General features: G+C 63.6%; 20 protein-coding genes, 1 tRNA gene and 1 pseudogene. 5 read left to right on the top strand and 17 right to left on the bottom strand.

Annotation, left to right across the window (positions count from 1 at the left end):
• Positions 1 to 117: 117 nt before the first annotated feature.
• Positions 118 to 327: a hypothetical protein gene (locus tag PEP31012_RS14160; RefSeq protein ID WP_150589975.1), complete on the bottom strand. Its 210-nt coding sequence runs from the start codon at positions 325 to 327 to the stop codon at positions 118 to 120.
• 71 nt (positions 328 to 398) lie between these two features.
• On the opposite strand from PEP31012_RS14160, the pseudogene PEP31012_RS14155 reads away from it, so the two are divergent.
• Together PEP31012_RS14155 and PEP31012_RS23840 are read left to right on the top strand one after the other, a co-directional pair.
• Positions 399 to 784, top strand: a pseudogene (locus tag PEP31012_RS14155) (transposase); the annotation flags it as partial.
• 70 nt (positions 785 to 854) lie between these two features.
• The gene (locus PEP31012_RS23840) at positions 855 to 1,214 is read left to right on the top strand and encodes a hypothetical protein (protein ID WP_217427137.1); all 360 of its coding nucleotides are present in this window, start codon (positions 855 to 857) and stop codon (positions 1,212 to 1,214) included.
• Here the strand turns inward: PEP31012_RS23840 and PEP31012_RS14145 are convergent.
• From PEP31012_RS14145 to PEP31012_RS14125, 5 genes are all read right to left on the bottom strand, one after another.
• A tRNA-Ser gene (locus tag PEP31012_RS14145) sits at positions 1,175 to 1,265 on the bottom strand. The genes PEP31012_RS23840 and PEP31012_RS14145 overlap by 40 nt on opposite strands.
• Positions 1,266 to 1,367: 102 nt before the next feature.
• Positions 1,368 to 2,672 carry a serine--tRNA ligase gene (gene serS / locus PEP31012_RS14140; RefSeq protein WP_150589973.1) on the bottom strand — a complete coding sequence of 435 codons (1,305 nt, stop codon included), beginning with the start codon at positions 2,670 to 2,672 and terminating at the stop codon, positions 1,368 to 1,370.
• Between the two features lie 165 nt (positions 2,673 to 2,837).
• Positions 2,838 to 4,244: a replication-associated recombination protein A gene (locus tag PEP31012_RS14135; protein WP_150589972.1), complete on the bottom strand. Its 1,407-nt coding sequence runs from the start codon at positions 4,242 to 4,244 to the stop codon at positions 2,838 to 2,840.
• Between the two features lie 142 nt (positions 4,245 to 4,386).
• Positions 4,387 to 5,037, bottom strand: a complete 651-nt coding sequence (gene lolA / locus PEP31012_RS14130; RefSeq protein WP_150589971.1) for an outer membrane lipoprotein chaperone LolA — start codon at positions 5,035 to 5,037, stop codon at positions 4,387 to 4,389.
• Positions 5,038 to 5,042: 5 nt separating this feature from the next.
• Positions 5,043 to 7,373 (bottom strand): DNA translocase FtsK, encoded by a 2,331-nt coding sequence (locus PEP31012_RS14125; RefSeq protein ID WP_150589970.1) that lies wholly within the window; start codon positions 7,371 to 7,373, stop codon positions 5,043 to 5,045.
• Between the two features lie 328 nt (positions 7,374 to 7,701).
• On the opposite strand from PEP31012_RS14125, the gene trxB reads away from it, so the two are divergent.
• Both trxB and PEP31012_RS14115 read left to right on the top strand, forming a co-directional pair.
• Entirely contained in the window at positions 7,702 to 8,658 is a 957-nt protein-coding gene (gene trxB / locus PEP31012_RS14120; protein ID WP_150589969.1) for a thioredoxin-disulfide reductase, read from the top strand.
• 98 nt (positions 8,659 to 8,756) lie between these two features.
• Positions 8,757 to 9,434 carry a Smr/MutS family protein gene (locus PEP31012_RS14115; protein WP_150589968.1) on the top strand — a complete coding sequence of 226 codons (678 nt, stop codon included), beginning with the start codon at positions 8,757 to 8,759 and terminating at the stop codon, positions 9,432 to 9,434.
• Positions 9,435 to 9,452: 18 nt separating this feature from the next.
• Here PEP31012_RS14115 and PEP31012_RS14110 read toward each other — a convergent pair whose 3' ends face one another.
• The 7 genes from PEP31012_RS14110 to PEP31012_RS14080 all read right to left on the bottom strand — a co-directional run bounded on the left by PEP31012_RS14110 (position 9,453) and on the right by PEP31012_RS14080 (position 17,675).
• The gene (locus PEP31012_RS14110) at positions 9,453 to 9,791 is read right to left on the bottom strand and encodes a P-II family nitrogen regulator (protein ID WP_017235376.1); all 339 of its coding nucleotides are present in this window, start codon (positions 9,789 to 9,791) and stop codon (positions 9,453 to 9,455) included.
• A gap of 106 nt (positions 9,792 to 9,897) precedes the next feature.
• On the bottom strand, positions 9,898 to 12,015 hold the full coding sequence (locus PEP31012_RS14105; protein ID WP_150589967.1) for an NAD(+) synthase: 2,118 nt from the start codon (positions 12,013 to 12,015) through the stop codon (positions 9,898 to 9,900).
• Positions 12,016 to 12,170: 155 nt separating this feature from the next.
• Positions 12,171 to 13,307 carry a GNAT family N-acetyltransferase gene (locus tag PEP31012_RS14100; protein ID WP_150589966.1) on the bottom strand — a complete coding sequence of 379 codons (1,137 nt, stop codon included), beginning with the start codon at positions 13,305 to 13,307 and terminating at the stop codon, positions 12,171 to 12,173.
• Between the two features lie 183 nt (positions 13,308 to 13,490).
• Positions 13,491 to 14,366: a nucleotidyl transferase AbiEii/AbiGii toxin family protein gene (locus PEP31012_RS14095; RefSeq protein WP_150589965.1), complete on the bottom strand. Its 876-nt coding sequence runs from the start codon at positions 14,364 to 14,366 to the stop codon at positions 13,491 to 13,493.
• Complete coding sequence (locus PEP31012_RS14090; RefSeq protein WP_150589964.1) at positions 14,354 to 15,415, bottom strand: type IV toxin-antitoxin system AbiEi family antitoxin; 1,062 nt, start codon at positions 15,413 to 15,415, stop codon at positions 14,354 to 14,356. The genes PEP31012_RS14095 and PEP31012_RS14090 overlap by 13 nt, the downstream gene beginning before the upstream one ends.
• Positions 15,416 to 15,860: 445 nt before the next feature.
• Positions 15,861 to 16,388: an inorganic diphosphatase gene (gene ppa / locus PEP31012_RS14085; RefSeq protein WP_150564321.1), complete on the bottom strand. Its 528-nt coding sequence runs from the start codon at positions 16,386 to 16,388 to the stop codon at positions 15,861 to 15,863.
• Between the two features lie 102 nt (positions 16,389 to 16,490).
• Entirely contained in the window at positions 16,491 to 17,675 is a 1,185-nt protein-coding gene (locus tag PEP31012_RS14080; protein ID WP_150589963.1) for an alpha-hydroxy acid oxidase, read from the bottom strand.
• A gap of 151 nt (positions 17,676 to 17,826) precedes the next feature.
• On the opposite strand from PEP31012_RS14080, the gene PEP31012_RS14075 reads away from it, so the two are divergent.
• Positions 17,827 to 18,690 (top strand): IclR family transcriptional regulator, encoded by an 864-nt coding sequence (locus PEP31012_RS14075; protein WP_150589962.1) that lies wholly within the window; start codon positions 17,827 to 17,829, stop codon positions 18,688 to 18,690.
• A 38-nt stretch (positions 18,691 to 18,728) separates the two neighbouring features.
• Here PEP31012_RS14075 and PEP31012_RS14070 read toward each other — a convergent pair whose 3' ends face one another.
• From PEP31012_RS14070 to PEP31012_RS14055, 4 genes are all read right to left on the bottom strand, one after another.
• Positions 18,729 to 19,640 (bottom strand): dihydrodipicolinate synthase family protein, encoded by a 912-nt coding sequence (locus PEP31012_RS14070; protein WP_150589961.1) that lies wholly within the window; start codon positions 19,638 to 19,640, stop codon positions 18,729 to 18,731.
• A 47-nt stretch (positions 19,641 to 19,687) separates the two neighbouring features.
• Positions 19,688 to 21,394, bottom strand: a complete 1,707-nt coding sequence (locus PEP31012_RS14065) for an ABC transporter permease subunit (RefSeq protein ID WP_150590081.1) — start codon at positions 21,392 to 21,394, stop codon at positions 19,688 to 19,690.
• Between the two features lie 99 nt (positions 21,395 to 21,493).
• The gene (locus tag PEP31012_RS14060) at positions 21,494 to 22,633 is read right to left on the bottom strand and encodes an ABC transporter ATP-binding protein (RefSeq protein ID WP_150589960.1); all 1,140 of its coding nucleotides are present in this window, start codon (positions 22,631 to 22,633) and stop codon (positions 21,494 to 21,496) included.
• A gap of 45 nt (positions 22,634 to 22,678) precedes the next feature.
• Positions 22,679 to 23,722 carry an ABC transporter substrate-binding protein gene (locus PEP31012_RS14055; protein WP_174978250.1) on the bottom strand — a complete coding sequence of 348 codons (1,044 nt, stop codon included), beginning with the start codon at positions 23,720 to 23,722 and terminating at the stop codon, positions 22,679 to 22,681.
• Positions 23,723 to 23,799: the final 77 nt, after the last annotated feature.

Genomic DNA, 23,799 nt, shown 5'->3' with positions numbered 1-23,799 from the left:
TACCTCATTTACGATTTTATTTCGCGGCGGCGATTCGCGTGGGGAGGGGCGTTCCTGCCACATGTGATATCTCCTCACGACTACGTTAAGCGCTTGAACGTTAGAAGCCAGAGAAATTCATTGACAGTGGCGACTCGAGATTCCTTTGAGGGCCAGGATCTGAAACGCTTTTGGTTCCAGCAAGTGATGGCGCCTCACGATCTTGAAATCAGGTAGCCGCAACGCCCTTCGACGTTGAGCCGCAAACGCCGAATTGCCATTAACGATGACTGAACGCCGACTAAAATAGCTGAATTCGATGCAATTTTGTGGCTTGGTGATCTGCATTGAAAAATCCGGACCTCCTGGAATGTTAGTTTTTCGGCAAACTTTACCCTTTAAAAAAGGAAGGCTTTGCCTTGAAACGCAAGCGCTTTTCAGTCGAACGGAGTGTCGCGGTACTGAAGCAAGCAGAGTCGAGCATGTCGGTCGAAGATCTCATCCGGCACGTCGGTGTTTCTGAACAGACGTTCTACCGATGCAAAAATCGGCATGCCGGCATGAAGTTAGATCAAATGCGCGAACTCAAACAGTTGCAGGAAGCGAACGCGCGGCTCAAGAAGTTGGTTGCTGAGCTGAGCCTGGACAAGGCCATTCTGCAGGACGTCGCCTCAAAAAAGTGGCCCGACCCGCGCTGAGGCAAGACGTGGTGGATTACGTGATCATCCACTATGGATTTACCCTGAGGCGGGCCTCCAGGCTGGTCAAGCAACCACGTAGCGTGCAGTATTACCAAAGCGAGAAAGGCCGCGGGTCTGACGCAGGAAAAGCTGGGAGTACTTGCAGGCGTTGACGAGATGTCCGCTAGCGCTCGCATGAACCAATACGAACTCGGCAAGCACGCGCTCGACAATTTGATCGTCGAACGTATCGCTGGAATCCTAAATCTCCCAACGTCTTACTTCTTCTTTTCAGATATCTCAGAAGCCAAGCTGCTGGTCGCGTATCATCGCCTCAGTAGCGAGGACAAAGTCCGACTTTTGTCCCAAGCTCTGGAAATGATCGGAGAGGAAAACGGATCGCGCGGCACACGAATTCTGCGGTGTGAAGCAGTCAGCGCGTTGATAGTCATTTTGTTGGTCGATGACACAGAAAACAAAAAAGCCCTTGAATTTCAAGGGCTTCATTGCGTGCTTGGCGGAGAGGGTGGGATTCGAACCCACGGTACGGTATAACCGTACACCGGATTTCGAGTCCGGCGCATTCGACCACTCTGCCACCTCTCCAAGCGTTCTTTCTGCTTTGGTTCGCTGCCTAAGTGGCCTTAAGCAGCGAGAAAGAGATTATAGCCGAATTTCTTCAGCCGCCAACCCCTTTTTTGAAATTTTTTACACTGCCGGCTCGAGACGCTCGATGCCGCCCATGTAGGGACGCAGCACATCTGGCACCGTCACCGAACCGTCCGCGTTCTGGTAGTTCTCCAGCACCGCGACCAGTGCGCGCCCCACCGCCAACCCAGAACCGTTGAGCGTGTGCACCAGCTCCGGCTTGCCCTGCGCATTGCGAAAACGTGCTTGCATCCGCCGTGCCTGGAAGCTCTCCATGTTCGAACACGACGAGATCTCGCGGTACGTGTTCTGCGCCGGAATCCACACCTCCATGTCGTACGTCTTCGCACTGCCAAAGCCCATGTCGCCCGTGCACAGCACAATCGTGCGGAACGGCAGTTCGAGCTTCTTCAAAATCGCTTCCGCATGCCCGACCAGCATCTCGAGCGTGTCGTACGACTCCTCCGGACGCACCACATGCACCAACTCGACCTTGTCGAATTGATGCTGACGAATCATGCCGCGCGTGTCCTTGCCATAGCTGCCGGCCTCCGAACGGAAGCACGGCGTGTGCGCCACCATGCGCAGCGGCAACGCATCGCCCGCCAGCAATTCGTCGCGCACGAGATTCGTGAGCGACACTTCCGCCGTCGGAATCAGGTAGAAGTTCTCAATGCGCTCGCCCTCCTCGCCCCCCACCTTGCGCGGCACCTTGAACAAATCATCCTCAAACTTCGGAAGCTGCCCCGTGCCACGCATCGACGCCGCATTCACGATGTACGGCACGTACGTTTCCGTATAGCCATGCTCGCTAGTGTGCGTATCGAGCATGAACTGCGCCAACGCACGATGCAGCCGGGCAATACCGCCCTTCATCACCGAAAAGCGCGCGCCGGCGAGCTTCGCCGCCGCGTCGAAGTCCAGACCCAGCGCAGCGCCCAGGTCGACATGGTCACGCGGCGTGAAGTCAAACGCGCGCGGCGTGCCCCAGCGGCGCACTTCCACGTTCTGCGTCTCGTCCGACCCGAGCGGCACGCTCTCGTGCGGCAAGTTCGGCACGCCCAGCAACACGTCCGACAATCGTGTCTGAATCTCCTCCAGACGCACCGACGACGCCTTGAGCGTGTCTGCAATACCGCCAACTTCCGCGATTTCGGCCGAGGCGTCCTCACCCTTGCCCTTCTTCATGCCGACCTGCTTCGAGAGCGCATTGCGGCGGGCCTGCAGCTCCTCGGTTTGCGTCTGAATCTGCTTGCGCTCCGCCTCGAGCGCAGCAAACGTCGCCACGTCCAGCGTGTAGCCGCGCGCCTTGAGTCGCGCCGCAACGCCGTCGAGATCCTTGCGAAGAAGTTGAATGTCGAGCATGGTGGGGTGTCTGTCGTTAGCGGCCCAACGTCGTGGGCCAGGAAATTCGTTCTGGCTGTCCCGGCACCCATCATGGCACCGCAGGCAGCATCAAGCCGGGGATTTTACCAAACGCACACGGCGATTTCGCCATTTGGCGTGTTTGCCACGGCAACCGCGTCCGCGTCAGGCCGATTCATCGTCGGATGGCTCGGCCGGCGCAGGCTTGCCGGAAGGCGCCGCTGCAGCACCCGACGACTTCGCTACGGCATCGGCACCACGCCCCTTGGCGTTCGTCCGCCGCCACTCGGCATCGAGCGACTTCAGCCAATTGAGCTTCTCCCCAATCTTGCCCTCCAGCCCGCGCGGCACCGGACGGTACCAATTCTGGGCGCGCAGATCGTCGGGGAAATACGTCTCGCCCGCCGCGTAGGCATCGGGCTCGTCATGCGCATAGCGGTACTCGTGGCCGTAGCCGAGTTCCTTCATCAACTTCGTCGGCGCATTGCGCAGATGAATCGGCACCGCCCGCGACTTGTCCTTGCCGACGAATGCCCGCGCCTGGTTGTATGCGTTGTACCCCGCGTTCGACTTCGGCGCCGCCGCAAGATACAAGATGGCCTGCGCGAGGGCGAGTTCGCCTTCGGGCGTGCCGAGTCGCTCGTATGTCTCCGCCGCATCGAGCGCGATGCGCGCCGCGCGCGGGTCCGCCAGACCAATGTCCTCCCACGCCATGCGCACAATCCGGCGCGCAAGATAGCGCGGATCGGCGCCACCGTCGAGCATGCGGCAGAACCAGTAAAGCGCACCGTCAGGCGAACTGCCGCGCACCGACTTGTGCAGCGCACTGATCTGGTCGTAGAACGCGTCGCCGCCCTTGTCGAAGCGTCGAAGATTCTCGGCCAGCACGCTGGCGAGCAACGCTTCGTCAATCGTCGTGAGGTTCTGCGTCATCGCGGCCTGCGCGACGATCTCCACGTTATTGAGCAACTTGCGCCCGTCGCCGTCCGCCGAATCGATCAGGCCCTGGCGCGCTTCGTCGGTGAACCCGATGTCGCCCAGTTCATGTGCCGCGCGCGCGATCATCTCGCCGAGTTCGTCGTCGTTCAGGCTCTTGAGCACATAGACGGCCGCGCGCGAGAGCAATGCACCGTTCACCTCGAACGACGGATTCTCCGTCGTCGCGCCCACGAAAATGAAGAGCCCCGATTCAACGTGCGGCAGGAACGCATCCTGCTGCGCCTTGTTGAAGCGATGCACCTCGTCGACGAACACCACCGTCTGCTTGCCCTGCGCACGCTGGATCTGCGCGGCCTCGACGGCGTCGCGAATGTCCTTCACGCCCGAGAGCACCGCCGACAGCGCAATGAAGTACGCCTTGAACGCGTCTGCCATCAGGCGCGCCAGCGTGGTCTTGCCCACGCCCGGCGGGCCCCACAGGATCATCGAATGCGGACGTCCCGCCTCGAATGCCACGCGCAACGGCTTGCCCTTGCCCAGCAAGTGGCGCTGGCCAATCACGTCGTCGATGGTGTGGGGGCGAAGGCGCTCGGCCAAAGGGACCGAAGCCGACAGAGGGGCGTCGTTTGACATGTTCTCAAGCAGCGCGGCCGGGGAGTCCCCGGCCGCTTTCGGATCGTCAGATGTGCCCATTATGCCAGCCCGGACACCGCCCCGCCGGCAAGGAACGCCAGCGGCGACGAGGACTAGGGGAACGACGGGGGACGAAGGGGGCTCACCCCTTGATGAGGTCTGCCCCCTTGGGCATCGTGAACTTGAAGTTGTCCGCCGGCATGGGCGGATTCTTCTGGATCTTGTCGAACGTCAGCAACGTGACGTTGCCGAACGCGTCGTAGAGTTCCATCGCTGCCAGATTGCCGTCGCGAAACCCGATACCCACGCGCTGGAACTGCGTGTCCTTCGCCTTCGGCTTCAACTCCACCCAGTCGATGCCGTTCTTCACGCCGGCATCCTTGAGCGAAAAATTCTTCTCGATGTCGTTGCTGCCGAACAGGATCGCGGCCGGGCTCGCGCCCAACGAGGTGCCCAGCTTGCGCTCGGTCACCTGGTTCAGATCCTTGTCATAGATGTAGAGCGTTTCGCCATCCGCCTGCAGCAGTTGATCGTAGGGCTTGACGTAGCGCCAGATGAAGCGGCCCGGGCGCGAAAACTCGAAGGTGCCGGAGGCCGCGTTCGTCACTTTCACGGCGCCGTCCTGCTGGCCCTTGACCTGCTTCTGCTCGAACTCGCCACGCGCCGATTTCACTTGCGCGGCAAACGCCTTGAGCTGCGCCGTGCCACTGGCATAGGCCGGGGCGACCAGCGCCGCCAGCGTCACACCGACAGCCCCCGCGATAAGCGGCAAGCCGCGCTTGAATCCCAACATGTTCCTTACTCTCCTTCGCGATTCGGCACCAGAATATCCCGGTTGCCGTTACTCGCCATCGCCGACACCACGCCGGACTGTTCCATCTGTTCGAGCAGTCGCGCCGCCCGGTTGTAGCCGATGCGCAAGTGCCGCTGTACCAACGAGATCGACGCACGGCGCTGCTTGAGCACCACGGCCACCGCCTGATCGTACAGAGGGTCGGACTCGCCGCCGCCCTCGCCAGTTCCGCCGCCTGCGCCGCCCACACCGTCAATGCCACCGTCTTCTCCGTCGACCACGCCGTCCAGAATGCCCTCGACGTAGTTCGCCTCGCCCTGCTCCTTGAGGCGCTCGACCACGCGATGCACCTCATCGTCGGCCACGAACGCCCCGTGCACGCGCAACGGCAACCCGGTACCCGGCGGCATGTAGAGCATGTCGCCCATGCCCAGCAACGTCTCGGCGCCCTGCTGGTCGAGAATGGTGCGCGAATCGATCTTCGACGACACCTGGAACGCCACACGCGTCGGCACGTTCGCCTTGATCAGCCCCGTAATGACATCGACCGACGGACGCTGCGTCGCCAGAATCAGGTGAATCCCCGCCGCGCGCGCCTTCTGCGCGATGCGCGCGATCAGCTCTTCGACCTTCTTGCCGACGACCATCATCAGGTCGGCCAACTCGTCGATCACCACAACGATGTAAGGCAGGCGCTGCAGCGGCTCCGGCGCGTCGGGCGTGAGCGAGAACGGGTTCGGGATGTGCTCTTCGCGTTTCGCGGCGTCGTCGATCTTGTTGTTGTATCCGGCGAGGTTACGCACGCCGAGTTTGCTCATGAGCTTGTAGCGGCGCTCCATCTCGGCCACAACCCAATTCAGCGCATGTCCCGCCTGACGCATGTCCGTCACCACCGGGCACAGCAGATGCTGGATGCCCTCGTACATGCTCATCTCGAGCATCTTCGGATCGATCAGGATCAACCGCACCTGCTCGGCAGTCGCCTTGTAGAGCAACGACAGGATCATCGCGTTGATCCCCACCGACTTGCCCGAGCCGGTCGTGCCGGCCACCAGCAGGTGAGGCATCTTCGCGAGGTCGGCCACGACCGGCTTGCCGCTGATGTCCTTGCCAAGGGCGAGCGTCAGCAGCGATGCGGAGTCGTTGTAGATCTCGGAGCCGAGAATCTCCGTCAACCGCACCGTCTGACGACGCGGATTCGGCAGCTCCAGCCCCATGAAGTTCTTGCCGGGGATGGTCTCGACCACGCGGATCGAGACGAGCGAGAGCGAACGCGCCAGGTCCTTCGCCAGGTTGACGATCTGGCTGCCCTTCACGCCCGTGGCCGGTTCGATTTCGTAGCGCGTGATGACCGGCCCCGGATACGCGGCAACGACGCTCACATCGACACCGAAATCCTTGAGCTTCTTCTCGATGAGGCGCGACGTGAATTCCAGCGTCTCCGCGGAGACGGTCTCCTGCGCGGCCGGGGCTGCGTCGAGCAACGCCAGCGGTGGGAGGATGGAATCGGGCAGATCGGCAAACAGCGGCGCCTGCTTCTCCTTCTCGACACGCTCGCTTTTCGCGACGACCTTGACCGGCGGCACGATCTGCACCGGTTCATGCACTTCGGCGCGCACGCGGTTCTGCACGATGGCCCCTTCGCGCGCGATCGCGGCCTCCTCGCCCAGCCGACGATCCTGACGCGCCTCGCGGCGACGCCGGATCACCGTGCCGGTATCGAGAATCAGAGCGCCGAACTGTTCGGCAACCGAAAGCCACGAGAAATGGAACAGTAGCGAAAGACCGAAGGCAAAGATGAGCAGCAATGCCATCGTGCCGCCAGTAAACCCGAGTGCGTGCTGGAAGAAGCCCCCGACCGTCTCGCCGATCACGCCGCCCGACGCCCGCGGCAATTGGACTTTGAGACGGTACAGACGCAGCGATTCGATGCCGGCGCTCGATAGCAGCAACATCAGGAACGAGACGATCTCGACCCATCCGCCGCTGGCAAGACGCTCGCGCAGCGGGGGCGCTTCGCGCTTGGCCGAGATCCGGCGATACCCGGAAATCACGCGCCGGGCAATGAAGACCACCAGCCAGTACGCCGACAGGCCCAGCATGAGCAGCAACATGTCGGCCACCCAGGCCCCCACGCGCCCCGCCCAATTGGCGATGCGTTCCACGTGTGCCGCATGTGTCCAGCTGGGGTCCAGACGGCTGTAGGAGATCAACGCCATCAACAGAAACACCATCAGCGCGACCTGCGCCATCCAGCGAATTTCGTGGAAGAGGTGCGTCACCCGATTGGGTAACGACGATCCGGCACCAGCAGAGTAGGAAGATTTCGTCGTCATCAAGCCATGCGGTTGGGCGGGCAGACGGGCGGCCTGCCGCGCGGCAAGGCTCCATTGTAAACAGGTATTCCCCAGCTTAATGCAGGAAAACGTGACAACCCGTAACGTCGGGCCTCCCGGCGCCATTCGACACACGGCCACGGCCGGCCGGGCGTGCGCCCGTCACCCCTTGGCAGCCCGACGGCTATCGCGTCGATTGCAAGGCTCGATGAACGAAACGACGCCGGCCCTTTATAATGGCGGTTTGCGCCAATCCCCGCGCCGCGTCCTCGCGGCGCAGGATCGGATCGGGCGCCAGCCCCCATCCCTTTCCGGTGAGTCCTCGTTCATGTCCGTTGCCAAGCACGCCAAAGTCCTGATCCTCGGTTCCGGCCCCGCCGGCTACAGCGCCGCCGTCTATGCCGCGCGCGCCAACCTCAAGCCCGTGCTGATCACGGGTATCGCCCAGGGCGGTCAGTTGATGACCACCACGGACGTCGAGAACTGGCCCGGCGACCCGACCGGCGTGCAAGGCCCCGAGCTGATGGCCCGCATGCAGGCCCACGCCGAGCACTTCAACACCGAGATGATCTTCGATCACATCCATACGGTGCACCTGAACGAGCGTCCGCTGCGCCTGATCGGCGACTCCGGCGAATACACCGCCGACGCCCTGATCATCGCCACCGGCGCCTCGGCCCAATACCTCGGCCTGCCGTCGGAAGACGCCTTCTCGGGCCGCGGCGTGTCGGCTTGCGCCACATGCGACGGCTTCTTCTACAAGGGCAAGGAAGTCTGCGTGGTCGGCGGCGGCAACACGGCTGTCGAAGAAGCGCTGTACCTGTCCAACATCGCCAGCAAGGTCACGGTGATCCATCGTCGCGACAAGTTCCGCGCCGAGCCGATTCTGATCGACCGTCTGCTGGAGAAGGCCAAGCAAGGCGCGGTCGAACTCAAGTACGACACGGTGCTCGACGAAGTCACCGGCGACGACTCCGGTGTCACCGGCATTCGTATCAAGAACGTGAAGACCGGCGCCACCGAAGCCATTTCGCTGCACGGCGTGTTCATCGCCATCGGCCACAAGCCGAATACCGACATCTTCGCCGGTCAGCTCGAGATGAAGAATGGCTACATCGTCACGCACAGCGGCCTGAACGGCAACGCCACGGCCACCAGCGTGCCGGGCGTGTTCGCGGCGGGCGACGTGCAGGATCACGTCTATCGTCAGGCCATTACCAGCGCCGGCACGGGCTGCATGGCCGCGCTCGACGCCCAGCGCTACCTCGAGAACCTCGACCAGTAACCGCTGAATGCCCTGTGACGGCGCCCTCGCTGCGTGAAATTCGATACGCACGGGGCGCCGTTGTCGTTTGATCTCCCACCGTCCTTGTTCGCACGACCATGAGCAAGAAGCCTCCCAAACTCGGCCTCGGCGATCTCGCGACCTTTCGCGACGCGATCGCCAAGGACGCGGCCGCCCGCGAAGCCGAGCGTCTGGCCGCCGAGAAACGCGCCGCGCAAGCCAAGCGCGATGCCAACGTGTTCCGCGACAGCGTGGGCGACATCGCCCCGATCACGCGCAAGGGCGCGACCGATCGCGTCGAGCATCCGCGCCAGCCGCCCGAGCCGGTGGCGCGTCTAACGCAGGAAGACGAAGCAGCCGTCCTGCACGAATCGCTGTCGGACGAGTTCGATCCCGAAGCCCTGCTCGACACCGACGATCGCCTGTCCTATCGCCGCCCCGGCGTCAGCCACGACGCCCTGCTCAAGCTGCAACGCGGCGAATGGGTGGTACAGGCGCAGATCGACCTGCATGGCATGCGTCGCGATGAAGCCCGCGAGGCGCTGTCCGCCTTCCTGCACGACGCCGTGAAGCGCGGCCTGCGTTGCGTGCGCGTGATCCACGGCAAGGGACTCGGTTCCGTGAACCGCGAACCCGTGCTCAAGGACAAGGTGCGGGGCTGGCTGGCGCAGAAGGACCAAGTGCTGGCCTGGGCGCAAGCGCAAGGTCGCGACGGCGGCAGTGGCGCGTTGGTCGTCCTGCTTCAGGGCGCACAGTCGCGAGCGCCGCGCGGGTAGTCCACGTCCGAGCCGGCGTCAGACGGCTTGTTCGCCCTCTTCGCCCGTACGAATGCGGATCACGCGCTCGACATCGGTCACGAAAATCTTGCCGTCACCGATCTTGCCGGTGCGCGCCGCGCCCAGCACCGCGTCGATGACCTGATCGGCCTGCGCCGAGCCGACGACCACTTCGATCTTGATCTTCGGCAGGAAGTCGACCACATATTCAGCGCCGCGATACAGTTCCGTGTGGCCTTTTTGACGGCCGAAGCCCTTCACTTCCGTGACGGTCAGGCCAGTCACGCCGACTTCCGCCAGCGCTTCGCGGACTTCGTCGAGCTTGAAGGGTTTGATAATGGCAGTTACGCGTTTCATTGTCGCCTCGATATCTTGGTTGGTTTGTTCTGAGAATTCGCCGGGCTATTGTACCGGTCCGGGCACGGCGCGCCGATGGCAGCACGCCGCGTCCGCCACAACGGGCTCACGCGTGCGGGTCGTCGGGCACGGAATCCAGGTCGGCGAGCCACACCACCGATTCCGAATCGCTTGGCGCCCGCCAGTCCCCGCGCGGCGAGAGCGAGCCGCCCGTGCCCACCTTCGGCGCATTCGGAATGCACGACCGCTTGAACTGACTGGTCCGGAAGAACCGGTCCAGGAAAATGCGCAGGTTCCGCTTGATCGCGACCAGATCGTACGCGTGACGCGCGACGTGGCCCTCGTCAGGCCAGCGCCCCGTCGAGGCATCGTGCCAGGCGCTCCACGAGAGAAACGCCACCTTGCGTGGGGCGTAGCCGAAACGCAGCGTGTAGTAGAGGTTGAAGTCCTGCAGCGCGTACGGCCCGATGAAATGCTCGGTACGCTGCTCCGGCGCGCCGTTCGCCTTGCCCGGCACGAGCTCCGGGCTGATTTCCGTCTCGAGAATGTCGATGAGGACGTTGCGCCTCGGTTCGGTATCCTTGCCGGCCTTCTCGGCCTTCTCGACCTTGCCGGGCTTGGCCGCCGCCGCGCCGCCCAACTGCCCCGTCTCGGCCACCCACCGCACGAGGTGCATGATGAGCGTCTTGGGCACGCTGGCGTTCACGTTGTAGTGCGACATATGATCGCCCACGCCGTACGTGCACCAGCCCAACGCCAGCTCGCTCAGATCGCCCGTGCCGATCACGATCGCGCCCAGGTGATTCGCGAGCCGGAACAGATGATTGGTGCGCTCACCGGCCTGCACGTTCTCGAACGTGACGTCGTAGACTTCCTCCCCTCGCGAGAACGGATGGTCGAGGTCGGCCAACATCTGCATGCAGCTCGGGCGGATGTCGATTTCACGCGCCGTGCAGCCCACCGCCGCCATCAGCTCGCGCGCCTGACGCAGCGTTCGCTCGCTCGTGGCGAAGCCGGGCATGGTGTACGCGAGGATGTTCGTGCGAGGCAGACCGAGCCGGTCCATGACCTTCGCGCACACGAGCAGCGCATGCGTCGAATCCAGACCGCCGGACACGCCGATCACGACCTTCTGAATCTTCGACGAGGCCAGCCGCTGCATCAGCGCCTGCACCTGGATGTTGTAGACCTCGTGGCAACGCTCGTCGCGACGACGCGGATCGGACGGCACGTACGGGAAGCGTTCAATGGCGCGCGCGAGCGGCAGCTCGGCGTTGCGCGGCATCGTGACGTCGACCTTGATGGTGCGAAAGCGTGCCACCTCGTCGGCATGGCGGCGCACCGACACGCCGAACGTCGTCTGATGCATGCGCTCGCGTGCGAGCCGCTCCAGATCGACGTCCGCATAAATCAAATGCGAGTCGCTGGCGAAGCGTGCCGACTCGGCCAGCAGGTCGCCGTTTTCATAGATGAGCGCCTGTCCGTCCCACGCGAGATCGGTCGTCGATTCGCCCTGCCCGGCGGATGTATACAGATAGGCGGCGAGGCATCGCGCCGACTGTTGCCCGACCAGTTGGTGACGATAGGCCGACTTGCCGACGACCACGTTCGATGCCGACAGGTTCACGAGTACCGTCGCGCCCGCCAGCGCCGCGAACGACGACGGCGGCACGGGCACCCAGACGTCCTCGCAAATCTCGCAGTGAAAGCGCAGTAACGGCTGGTCGGCCGCCTCGAAGACGAGCGCGCCGAACGGCACCTCGTCGCCTAGCAGCATCACCGTGTCGACGCCCGCGTCATCGGCCGCGTTGAACTGACGCGCTTCGTAGAACTCACTGTAGTTCGGCAGGTAGGTCTTGGGGACCACGCCATGCACGCGTCCGCGGGCGACGACCACTGCGCAGTTGAACAGGCGTTGCTGCACGCGCACCGGCATGCCGACGATCAGCGCGGCGCCCAGTTCGCGGCTCGCCGCCACGATGTCGGCCAGCGCCACGTTGCAGGCGTCGAGCAATGCGCGCTGCTGGAACAGGTCTTCGCAGCTATAGGCGGGAATGCCAAGTTCGGGGAAGGCGACGAGCACGGCGCCCGCCGCATCGGCCTGCCTGGCGAGGGCAATCGTCTGGGCAGCGTTGTAGGCGGGATCGGCGACACGGCATTGCGGCACGCCGACGGCCACACGCGCGAAATCGTGATTGTAGAGATTGAGAAATCGGTTGGTCATGTGGGCGGCTACCAGGCATCGTCCCTGTGCCGATACGACGGCAGACGAAGGCACCATGGGCCGCCGCCCGCCCGGCGCGAGCGGCGGACGTGAGAATCGCCAGTATATTACGCGAGGCGCCCCCATGCCGGGCGTCGCCGCATGGCTCGACGGCGTCAGGACGCCGGGCGTTTGAACGGCGTGTGGGCCTCCAGCTCGCCGATATGCTCGTCCATCGCCGAGGTCTCCGCATCGAGAAACTCGGCAATGGCGTCGGCGAAGCGCGCATCGGCAATCCAGTGAGCCGACCAGGTGGGCGTGGGCAGCAGACCACGCGACATCTTGTGCACCCCCTGGGCCCCGCCCTCGAAGCTGCGCAGTCCATGCGCGATGCAATACTCGATGCCCTGCGCGTAGCACGTCTCGAAGTGCATGCCGGAGACAAATTCGGTCGTCCCCCAGTACCGTCCGTACATGGTGTCGCCACTCACCACATTGAGCGCGCATGCCAACGGCTCGCCCTCGCGCTCGGCCATGACGAGCAGCAGTGTGTCGGGCATCGCCGCATGCCACTGGCCGAAAAAGGTACGGGTCAGATACGGCGCATTCCAGTGCTCGCGATACGTGTTGTCATAGCACTGATAGAAGAAATCGAGCGCGGCCTCGTTGAGGTCGGCACCGCGCAGCCATCGGTATGTCACTCCGGCGTCGCGTACACGCCGGCGATCCTGTTTGAGCTTCTTGCGCTTTTCCTGATTCATCTGCGCGAGGAACGCGTCGAACGAGGCAACGCCCGGGTTCTCCCAGTGGAACTGCACGCCCTCGCGCAGCGCATAGCCCGCCTCGGTGAGCGCCGCCAGATCGTCGTCGTGCGCGAAGAGCACGTGAATGGACGACAACTCGAGCTGCTTCGCGAACGCGATCGCGCCGCGGGCGAGCGCGACGCGGTCGGCATGGGTGCGCGCCAGCAGACGCGGCCCCGTCACGGGCGAGAACGGCACCGCGCACAGCAGCTTCGGGTAGTAATTCAGGCCATGGCGCGCAAACGCCTCGGCCCACGCGTGATCGAACACGTACTCGCCACGCGAATGCGATTTGACGTAGAGCGGCATGGCGCCCACGAGGCTGTCGCCGGCATGCATGAGCAGATAAGCCGGCTGCCAGCCGGTGCGCTTCGACGCGCATCCGCTCGAATGCATCGCATGCAGGAACGCGTGCTGCACGAACGGATTGCCACGCGCGAGCGCATTCCACGCGTCGGCCGGCACGTCTTCAATCGACTGCACTACACGGATGACTACGTCGCTGCTCACCCTTCACCTCGTCTGCAAACCGGCTAACCGACCGTGCCGCCGCCGGCATGGAACCCTCGAACTGGCTGCCATTGTCGCCGAACTTGGCGAGGCTTTCAGAGCGAGCCATGAAAAATGTCCGCCTCAAGCACTGCTTGACGGCGGACATCGTGATGAACGTCGATAGACAGCAGGTCGTCGTTGTTACACGCATCCCCTTACCCCAAGGGCCCGCAGCCAAGCATCGACCTGCCCGAAGGCGTCTTGTTGCCATTGCTCCGGACTACGGTCTCCAAGCACGTTCGTTTCCTCGACGAAACGGCGCACACATGTCGGCCCGAAACCGTCAGCGTTATCGAACTTGCCGGCGATGAAATCGTAGCCCGCGGCACCGCTAGCGTGATCGAGCAGTGGCCGACATTCCTCGGCCAGCGTCTCTGGACCGCCGGGATAGTTCCGGATGCAGTAGTAGATGTCGTAGGCGTCCTTCTGTTTATAGCGCCCCGCAATCGCATGCCCCTTCATCGCCAAAAGGGCCGGTATCGAACAAACCGCAATTTCGACGCGGTTCATACCGCCAGCGGGCATCGGTCCGCTGATCGCCACCAGCTGATAGAAGCGAAGGGCCAGATCGGCACCGTCGGCTTGTTGCACGGCAAAGTCACTGATCAACGGCGGTACGTTCTTGACGATCTCGGCGTCCCGGGGCATCAGGAAATCAACGGTGATGTCAATCGGCGCGCCGCCATCTTCGGTGGGGACTTGGCGAACGAGCTGAAAGCGGCGAAGCTCTCGACGCTGGTGATAGCCATGCCCCTGTAGCGCTTCGATCAGCGTAGCGTATTCGCCGTCCCCCAAGGCCTCTGCATCCAGGCCAAGGTCCACGTCGAGCGTGCCGACGTGTGGCATTTCCTCGTTACTCAGCAGCAGCCAGGGTACGGCGCCGCCAACGATAGCGAACTTGCCCTTGAAGCTCCCAAGAATCTGGCCGATTTCGACCAGCACCTTTTTCACGGCAGTGGTCGTACGGTCGTCGTAATCGGCGGCCGACTGTGGCTCGCTTGGCATCATTTCGGCCATCTCAGCCTTTCTCGTCGTAGATGATCTGCCGCTTCTCGTCCGCGTTCGCCAGCGTTGGCAAGATCAAGATAGGTTTGGACTGCGCTTGTGCAGATTGCCCCAGGTGCAGGTGCCTCCGTGTCGCGCAACACGCCGGAATCCTTAAGGACGGTTGCCACAACGTTTTCGCCTTTGGAAACTGCGGACAGCTTCAAGGCCGATTGCAATCGCTCAAGACCCGCCGTGTCTGCATAAAAATACTGTGTTCCTGTCCGACCGTACGGTGCAAGCCAATGCGACGCGGAGAAGGATGAAAATGCTATCTGGCCGGCCTCGCCTTGCGAGCGCAGGGCGCGCCGCGCAGCTTCCTCGAACGCGCTACCGTGCAGGGTTGTATAGAAAGTCAGACGCGTCCCAACCGGCGGCTCATAGGCGTCGCGCCATGCGTCCAGCAATGCGTCAGGTTCGGACAAAAACAGACCGGCTTCAGACACTTGCGCCCACTCCCGATCAAGCAAGGCAACACGAACGTTGCTGACATGGCCAAGGCTGACGGCTGCGGCCAGCGCAAGATCCGTGACGCGCCACGCCTGACGGGGATTGCGAAGCATCACACGCAGCACCTGCGCGGATTTCGGCTTGAACAACGACCTGAGTTCACGCCGATCGGCGACGGGTTTGCTCGCAACCTGGCGTTCGATGAAGACGCCGTCAAAGATCAGGCGTGCATTGCCTTCGAGGTCGAGAAAGCCCACATCCTGCTCACGACACAGCGATTGAGCATCCGGGGACAGATAAGGGGCAATGAGGACAGGCGTGGCGTCTTGCGCATGATGCGCCATGTAGTTGCGCAGTTGAAGCAATGCGATTCGGACGTGGCGCGGCTGACCAGAGGCGTTCACTTCGCAGACCAGTGCGTGGCGCCTGCCTGACAGGTCAATATGTGCCACGATGTCCACGCCCGGGTCAGGGCCGGACATTTTGTGCTCAACATCCAAAAGCTTGATCGCAGGCACTTGCCCCAACAGCAAACGAAGCGCCTGCGCTGCTTGGCTCTCTACGTCTTTCATCGCATGGCCTGTTTTCAGAGTTTGTTGAAAATAGCATTTTTAGTGAAATTGTCAACATTTTCACTAAAATCATCAATTTCAGCAATTGCTGAAATAGGCTATTTTGATGAAAATTGGCGTCACCCAATTGTCGTATGCATCGCGTAGTTCGACGGGCTGCATCGTGTCTATCGCAGACGCGGTGAGTTTGATTTTTACCGCGCCGACTCGTAGGAAGAATGAGCCGGTTTCCAGGTGTCGGCTGGGAGCCAGGCGGATAGAAACGGGATCGGGTTGTGGAAAGCACCCAGGTAGGGTGAAGCCTCTTGATCCCCAGGAAAACTCGCTGCGGCGGGTCTCAGCGTAGATCAGCCAAATTCGGTGCCGATCAAAGCATCAAATAAAAAGCCCGGCACACGGCCGGGCTTCTCTGGCGTCGACGGGCGACGCCGCAGGCGAAAGTCGCTTACTTCTTGGCGTTGGCCACGCCGTCGACGATTTCCTTGTGGGCGGCTTCAACGCCTTCCCAGCCTTCGATCTTGACCCACTTGCCCTTCTCGAGCGCCTTGTAGTTCTCGAAGAAGTGCTTGATCTGGTCCTTCAGGTAACCCGGCACGTCGTCGATCGACTTCATGTGCGCCGTCATCGGGCAGATCTTGTCGACCGGCACGACCACCAGCTTGGCGTCCACACCCGACTCGTCGGTCATGTTGAGCAGACCTAGCGCGCGGCAGCGCACGATCGAGCCCGCCAGCAGCGGGAACGGGGTAACGACCAGCGCATCGACGGGGTCGCCGTCACCGGACAGCGTTTGCGGAATGAAACCGTAGTTGGCCGGGTAGCGCATGCCCGTGCCGATGAAGCGGTCAACGACCAGCAGGCCCAGCTCCTTGTCCGCCTCGTACTTCACCGGGTCGCTTTGCGCCGGGATCTCGATGATGACGTTGAAATCGTTGGGGATGTCCTTGCCGGCAGGCACGTGGTTGAAGCTCATGATGGCATTCCTGTGTATGAAAAGGGGCACGCCGTCGCTCGGCATGCGCGCCCGCCAACCTGCCGGATGCCACGCCGCCCGACGGCAATCGGGCGCCGAACATTATAGCGGGTTTGCCTGATTCGCCTGGATTGCCGGCAGCCGGGCCAGCCGCTGCGACGTCAGTTCGCCCACGTTCGCGCACCCCAGCAACTGCATCGTCGTGTGCAACTCGCCCAGCAACAGCGCGAGCACCCCGGCCACGCCCTCGCCGCCACGTGCCGCCACGCCATACAGCGGCGCACGGCAGAGCAACACGCCCTTGGCCCCCAACGCAACAGCCTTGGCCACGTCGGCGCCGCGCCGCACGCCACCATCGAGAAACACGGCCATCGCAGGTCCGCGAGCGCTCACCGCCTCGACGATCGGCGGCAGCGCCTCGAGCGGCGCAAGCGTGCTGCCCAATTGCCGCCCGCCGTGATTGGACACGACGATGCCATCCGCGCCGTGCGCTTGCGCCAGCCGGGCATCCTCCACGGTCTGAATGCCCTTGACGAGCACCTCGCCCGGCCAGTGCCGTCGCACCCAGGTCAGGTCGTCCCAACCGAGCGACAGATCCATCTGACGGCTCAGCACCGCCGCATGACGCGCAAGATCGGCACGCTCGCCCACACTCTTCGCGATGTTGCACAGTTGCGGCGCGCCATAGGCCAGCATCTGCCAGCTCCAGTGCGGGTGCCGCATGCAGTCGGCAATGAGTCGCGGCGTCATGCGCAGCGGCAGCTTGAAGCCATTGCGCGTGTCGTGATCGCGCTTGCCGTGCACCGGCGTGTCGACGGTCAGCAACAGCGTGCGGAAGCCCGCCTCCCGCGCACGGCGCATCATGCTCTCGGCGATGCGCCGGTCCTGCTGCACGTAAAGCTGGAGCCACATCTCACCGTCGGGTACCGCCGCGCGAACGTCTTCGAGCAACGACGTCGACGCCGTCGAAAGCACGAACGGCAGCCCGGCATCGGCGGCCGCACGGGCGAGCCGCTCATCCGCCTTCGGCCAGAACAACCCATTGAGTCCGGTCGGCCCCACGGCCATCGGAGCGGCAGCGTCACGGCCCCAGAACGTCGTCGCGCTCGAACATTGCGACGTATCGGTCATCACGCGCGGCGCGAAGCCCCACTGCGCGAACGCATCGCGGTTGCGGCGCAGCGCGTCGCCATCTTCCGCCCCCCCCTCCAGGTAATCGAATGCCAGCTTCGTCAGACGCCGCCGAGCGGCCCGTCGGTAATCCTCCACGCACGAAAACGCGTGCATTGCTCCCCCTATCCTCAGATACGCCCCGTGGCGCCCGCCACGCGGTCTCAATCCGTGCCCCGCAACAGGACGTGCCGGCAATTCCTAACTTGCACACAAACAATTGCATTACAATCACAATCGTTACAATCCGAACATACTGGTACCTTCCATGCCGCGCTTGCCCGCCCGGTCATCCGGCCGTACTGAAGACGCGCCGGCCACCACGCCAGCCAAATCCTCCAGCGCGCCGTCTGCGTCACGCTCGTCGCTGTTCGTCGGATCCACCGAAAAGACGTTTCAAGTCCTGCACGCCTTCGACGGCCCCGCGCGCTATATGACGCTTGGCGACATCGCCAAGGCCGCAGGCCTCGATCGCAGCGCGACACAGCGGCTCGTGCACACCCTCGAAGTGCTCGGCTACCTGTTTCGCGTGCCCGAGACCCGCACCTACGGCCTGACCACCAAGGTGCTTCAGTTCTCATACAACTACATCCGCGCGAACGATCTCGTCGAGAAAGCCGCACCGTACCTGCTCGACATTTTCCGCCGCGTCGGCGAGACGACCAACCTGCAAGAGCTGGACGGCCACGAGATCGTCTACATCGCGCGCTTTCCCGGTCAGCATCTCGTGAATATCGGCATCGTTGTCGGCGCACGTCTGCCGGCCATGTACACCGCCTCCGGCATCGCGATGCTCTCGCGTCTGCCCGAGTCGCGCGTGCGGGAAATCCTCGCGAATACGTCGCTCGAACCCATGACGCCGTACACCACGACGGACGAGAAGAAGCTCCTCGAACGTATTCAGACGGCCGCGCGACGCGGCTATGCCATCGTCGAGAGCGAAACCGTGATGGGGGACATTTCGGTCGCCGCCCCCATCACCGATCACGACGGCTACGCCGTCGCCGCCATCAATATCTCGGTGCCGACCTCGCGCTGGACGCGTGAGCGTGTCGAAGCCGAACTCGCGCCGCACGTGCAAGTCGCCGCCACCTCGATCTCGAAGTCGCGAATCTCGACCTTCCGCCGCTAAATCGCGCCAGCGGCGGCAGGTCCAGACCGCGACTGGCCTCAGCGCCCCTCGAAGATCGCCAGTTGCCGGGCCAGTTCCACGCGCAACTGGGCCGAGAGCGCCGGCGCGGGCGGCACCAGCGGGGCGAGCATCGCCGGCGCCTCCACGCCGATCAGGTCCATCACCGACTTCATCGGCCCCGGGTTGGTCTCGGCAAACGCCAGATTCATCAGCGGAATCAGCGAGCGGTGCAATTCGAGCGCGTCGGCCGTCTTGCCTTCGGACGCGAGCTTGAAGATGCGCTGCCATGCGCTCGGCAACAGCGACGCCGTCACCACGATGCCGCCTCGCGCCCCCGCCGCCACATGCAGCGGGAACAGCGTGTCTTCGCCGCTCAGCACGGCGAACGACGCATCGACGCCCGCGACCGTGCGCAGGAAATGCCACATGTCGGTGTTGCAGGCCTTCATGCCGATGATGTTCTCGTGGCGCGACAGTTCGTGCAGCACTTCCGGGGCAATCGCAATGCGCGTGCGATACGGAATCTCGTAGATGAGGATCGGCACTGACGACTCGTCGGCATAGCGCAGGAAGTAGTCGCGGATACCGGCTTGCGTCGGGTTGGTGTAGTACGGCGTGAGCACGAGCAGGCCGTCGGCACCGGCTGCCGCGAAGTCGCGACCGGCTTCGATGGCGTCGTGATATCCCGGGTCGAGCACGCCGGCGATCACCGGCACGTCGCGGCCATGGGCCTTCACTTCCTGCGCCGTGAGTTCGGCCATGCGCACGCGCTCGGCGCGCGAGAGCGCCCCGTACTCGCCGGTGCCGCCCAGCGGCACCACGCCGTCGATGCCCTGCCCCAGCAAGTAGCGCATCAGCGCGCGCGCCGCGTCGGTGTGAATCGTGTCGTCGGCGTTCACCGGCGTGGGAATCGCCGGCAGAATGCCCTTCAGTTGTGCAGAGCGAAGCATGAGTTAAACGTCCGTGAATCGTGAGTTCGGTGAAATCGGATACCGCTTCAGGTCGCGAGGCTGCGCCGGCGCAAGCGCTCGGCCACCCAGATGAGTGCGGCGATGAAAAGGAACAGGCACGTGGAGACTGCGGCGATCACCGGCGAGATCTGCATCGTGATCTCGTCCCAGAACTGCTTGGGCAGCGTGGTCGACAGACCGCCGGACGTGAACAGCGCAATCGTGAGTTCGTCGAACGACGTGGCAAACGCGAACAGAAACGACGACAACAGGCCCGCGCCGAGAATCGGAAACGTCACGCGGCGTAGCGTCGCCCACGGACGCGCCCCCAGGCTGTAGGCCGCCAGGTCGAGTCGCGTGTCGTAGTTGCGCAGCACCGCCATCATCGTGATGACGACGTACGGCACGGCCACGACCGTATGCGCGAGGGTCAGCCCCACGCTGGAGCCCACCAAACCGATCTTGGCGAAGAAATAGAACACGCCGACCGCCAGGATCATGCGCGGCACCACGATGGGCGCGAGCACGAAGGCGAGCATCGCCGACTTGCCGCGCATGCCGCCACGCACCAGCAAGAACGCCGCCGGCGTGCCGATCAGCATCGACAACAGCCCCGCACCGATGCCGACGAGCATCGAGCGCGTGACCGCCTGCATCCACAACGGCGACTCCCATATCTGCTGATACCACTGCAGCGAGAAGCCCTTCGGTGGCCAGGCCAGGCCCGAGGCCGAGTCGAACGACATCGGAATCATCAGCAACGCCGGCGCCGCGAGAAACACCACCAGCAGGATCACGATCGCGCGCAGCACGCGCCCGTCGCCCTGCTCGCCCTTGTGACGGGGCATCGCGCGCAACAGCAGATCGGTGGCATTGCCCAGCGCCGTGAGCACGGCCTCGCCAAGTGCCCGGTTCCACCCGCCGCGCCGCTTGCCGGTCTTGGCATCGCCCGCGCCGCCGGCCATCGTCGAGAGCCCGACCATGCGGTCGTAGACGAAGAACACCACCAGCACCACGGCGAGCAGCAGCACCGAGATCGCGCCCGCGACGCCCCAGTTCAACGCCTGCATCACCTGATCGATGATGAGCTGCGTAATCATCGTGTCATGGCGACCGCCGAGCAGCGTCGGCGTGATGAAGAAGCCGATCGACGTGACGAACACCATCAGCGCGCCGGCCGCCACGCCCGGCAGCGACAACGGGAAATACACGCGCCAGAACACCGTGCCGGGACGGGCGCCGAGCGTCGACGCCGCGCTCGGCAGACGACGGTCGATGTTTTCCATGACGGAGAGCATCGTGAGCACCGCCAGCGGCATGAGCGCATGCACCATGCCAAGCAACACGGCCGGAAAGCTGTAGAGCAGCGAGAGGGGCGCGTCGATCAGCCCCAGATCGAGCAAGGTTCGATTGATCACGCCATTGCGACCGAGCAGCACCACCCAGGCAAACGTGCGTACGAGGAAACTTGTCCAGAACGAGAGCAGGAGCCAGAACAACAGCCGCTGCTTGCGCGCGCCGCTCAGCGTCGAGAGCCGGTAGGCAATCGGATAGCCCGTGAGTACGGCAAAGAAGGTCGTATAGAGCGAGACCTTGAGCGTGATGAGCAACACCTCGACGTACACCGACGAGGCAAACAGTCGCTGATATTCGGCGAGCGTGAAGCCGCTCTCGCCGCGAATGCTCAGCAACAACAGTTGACCGACCGGATAGATCAGCATCACCGCCAGCAGAATGACGATGGGCGCGGCCATGAGCAGCGGGCGCAGGCGCGCACGCCAACGGGCCCGGCGCGGCGCCGGCTGAGCGGGACGGGACGACGAAGGACGAACCACGGCGGATGCACTCATCGCTTACCCCGCGATCGCCACAGCGTCGTCGGCACGCCATGCGAGACCGAGCGTCTGCCCGATCTCGAAGCGGTTGCCGCGACGATGTGTCGGAAACGACGCCACGAGCGATTTGCCCACATCCCCCGGCTTACCGGCCTGACCCGCCTGGCCCCCCATCACCGGCGATTGCAGATAGAGCTTCGTCATGCCGCCCGTGACCATGATGTCGGTGAGCGTCGCCGAGATCGTCGCCACACCGTCGCCGACACTGCCACCGTCATGGATATGCAGGTTCTGCGGGCGCAGCATCAGCTTGACCGCACGGCCGCGCTCGACCTGCGGGTCGTAGACCATCGCCCCGGCCCCCTGCGCGCCTTCCACGCCCGGCATCGCCACGCGCACCTGATCGCCCGCGCGCTCGAGCACGGTGGCGTCGAGCAGGTTGGACTCGCCAAGGAAATCGGCCACAAACACGCTCGACGGCCGGAAATACAGGTCGTCCGGCGTGCCCAATTGCGCGATTTCCCCGGCGTTCATCAGGCAAATACGATCGGACATCGTCATCGCTTCTTCCTGATCGTGCGTCACGTACACGATGGTGGTGCCGAGTTCGCGGTGAATACGCTTGATCTCGAGCTGCATGTGATCGCGCAGCTTCTTGTCGAGCGCGCCCAGCGGCTCGTCCATCAGAATGATCGACGGCCGGTAGACCATGCAACGTGCGAGGGCGATGCGCTGCTGCTGCCCCCCCGAGAGTTCGCGCGGATAGCGCTCCGCCACGTGCGGCAGATGCACCATCTCCAGCGCGTTCATGACCATCTTGCGAGCGGCCTGTGCGTCGGTGCGACGCATCTGCAACGGGAAGGCGATGTTCTCCGCGACGGTCATGTGCGGGAACAGCGCGTAGTTCTGAAACACCATACCGATGTCGCGCTCGTACGGCGCGCCGTACGTGACATCGGTCCCGTTGATGCGGATGGCGCCCGCATCGGGCTGCGACAGACCCGCGATGAGCGAGAGCAACGTGGTCTTGCCCGAGCCGCTGGGGCCGAGCAAGGTCAGGAATTCGCCCTGGGCGACATCGAGGTCGGTCGGTGCCAGCGCGACGAAATCGCCATAGCGCTTGGACAGGCCCGAGACTTGAAGATTGGCAACGGTCATGAGATCAGCACCCAAAAAAACTTGAAACGGAACGGCAGGTGAGGATCAGGTCAGGATCCAACGGTTGAAACGCTCGAGCGCCACGCTCTGGTTCTGCTGCCAGAACTTCGCGTTGATCTGCACGCCGCTCTTCATGTTCTCGGGGAACGTCGGACAGTGCTTCGCCACGTCAGGCTTGACGTAGTTGAACGCTTCGGGCTGCGTCATGCCGGCCGGGAAGAACTTGGTCAGCTCGGCCTGACGCTTCGGATCGCTCACGAACTTGATGAACTCGCGGCAAGCACCGGCGTTCGGCGTGCCCTTGAGGATCGACCAGTTGTCGCAACCCCAGATGTTCTGGTTCCACACGATCTCCACGGGCGCGCCGTTGGCCTGCGCCGACTGCGCGCGCGAGGCCCACGTGGCCACCATGTCGACCTCGCCCGAGCCGAGCATCTGTTCGAGCTGTGCGCCGGTGGTCCACCACACGTCCACATGCTTGGCGATCTTGTCCAGGCTCTTGAATGCGCGATCGAAGTCGCACGGATACACCGAGCCGGGCGCCACGCCATCGGCCAGCAGCGCTTCTTCAATGGTGTCGAACGGATACTTGCGGATGGCGCGACGGCCCGGGAAGTCCTTCACGTTCCACAGATCGGCCCACGACGCCGGCGCCTTGCGGCCCTTGAACGCATCGGTACGATAGGCAAGCACCGTCGAGTAAATGTTGGTTCCCACGCCAAACGGCGACATGTATTGCGAGGGAATCTTCGAGATCACGGGATCCGACTCGAGACCGTGGCGCTCCAGATACTCCTTGCCGCCCCCCGTCAGCAGCAGGATCGCGGGCTGGCTGATCTTGGCCATGTCCCACGTGTAGCTGCCCGCTTCGACCATGCTTTTGATCTGCGCGGTCGGCTCAGCGTTGGCCTGCACGCCCACGACCTCGATGCCCGTCGCCTTGGCGAACGGCTTGTAGAACACGGCGTCGTACGCCTTGTTGTAAATCCCGCCATCGTCGCGCACGACAATGCGCTTGGTGGCGGCGCGCGAGGACGTCCACACGAACGGGAACGCCACGGCGGCCGCGCCGACGAGTGCCGTCTTCATGGCCGTGCGACGGCCCGGTTGTGCGAGCGACGCGGCGTCGTTGCCGGCGTCGCTGCCGGCGTGGATGTCAGCGGTAT

The organism is Pandoraea eparura (genome assembly GCF_902459725.1).
GTDB lineage: Bacteria > Pseudomonadota > Gammaproteobacteria > Burkholderiales > Burkholderiaceae > Pandoraea > Pandoraea eparura.
Note: the sequence above shows the minus strand (reverse complement) of the source record. Positions and strands in the feature narration are given on the sequence as shown.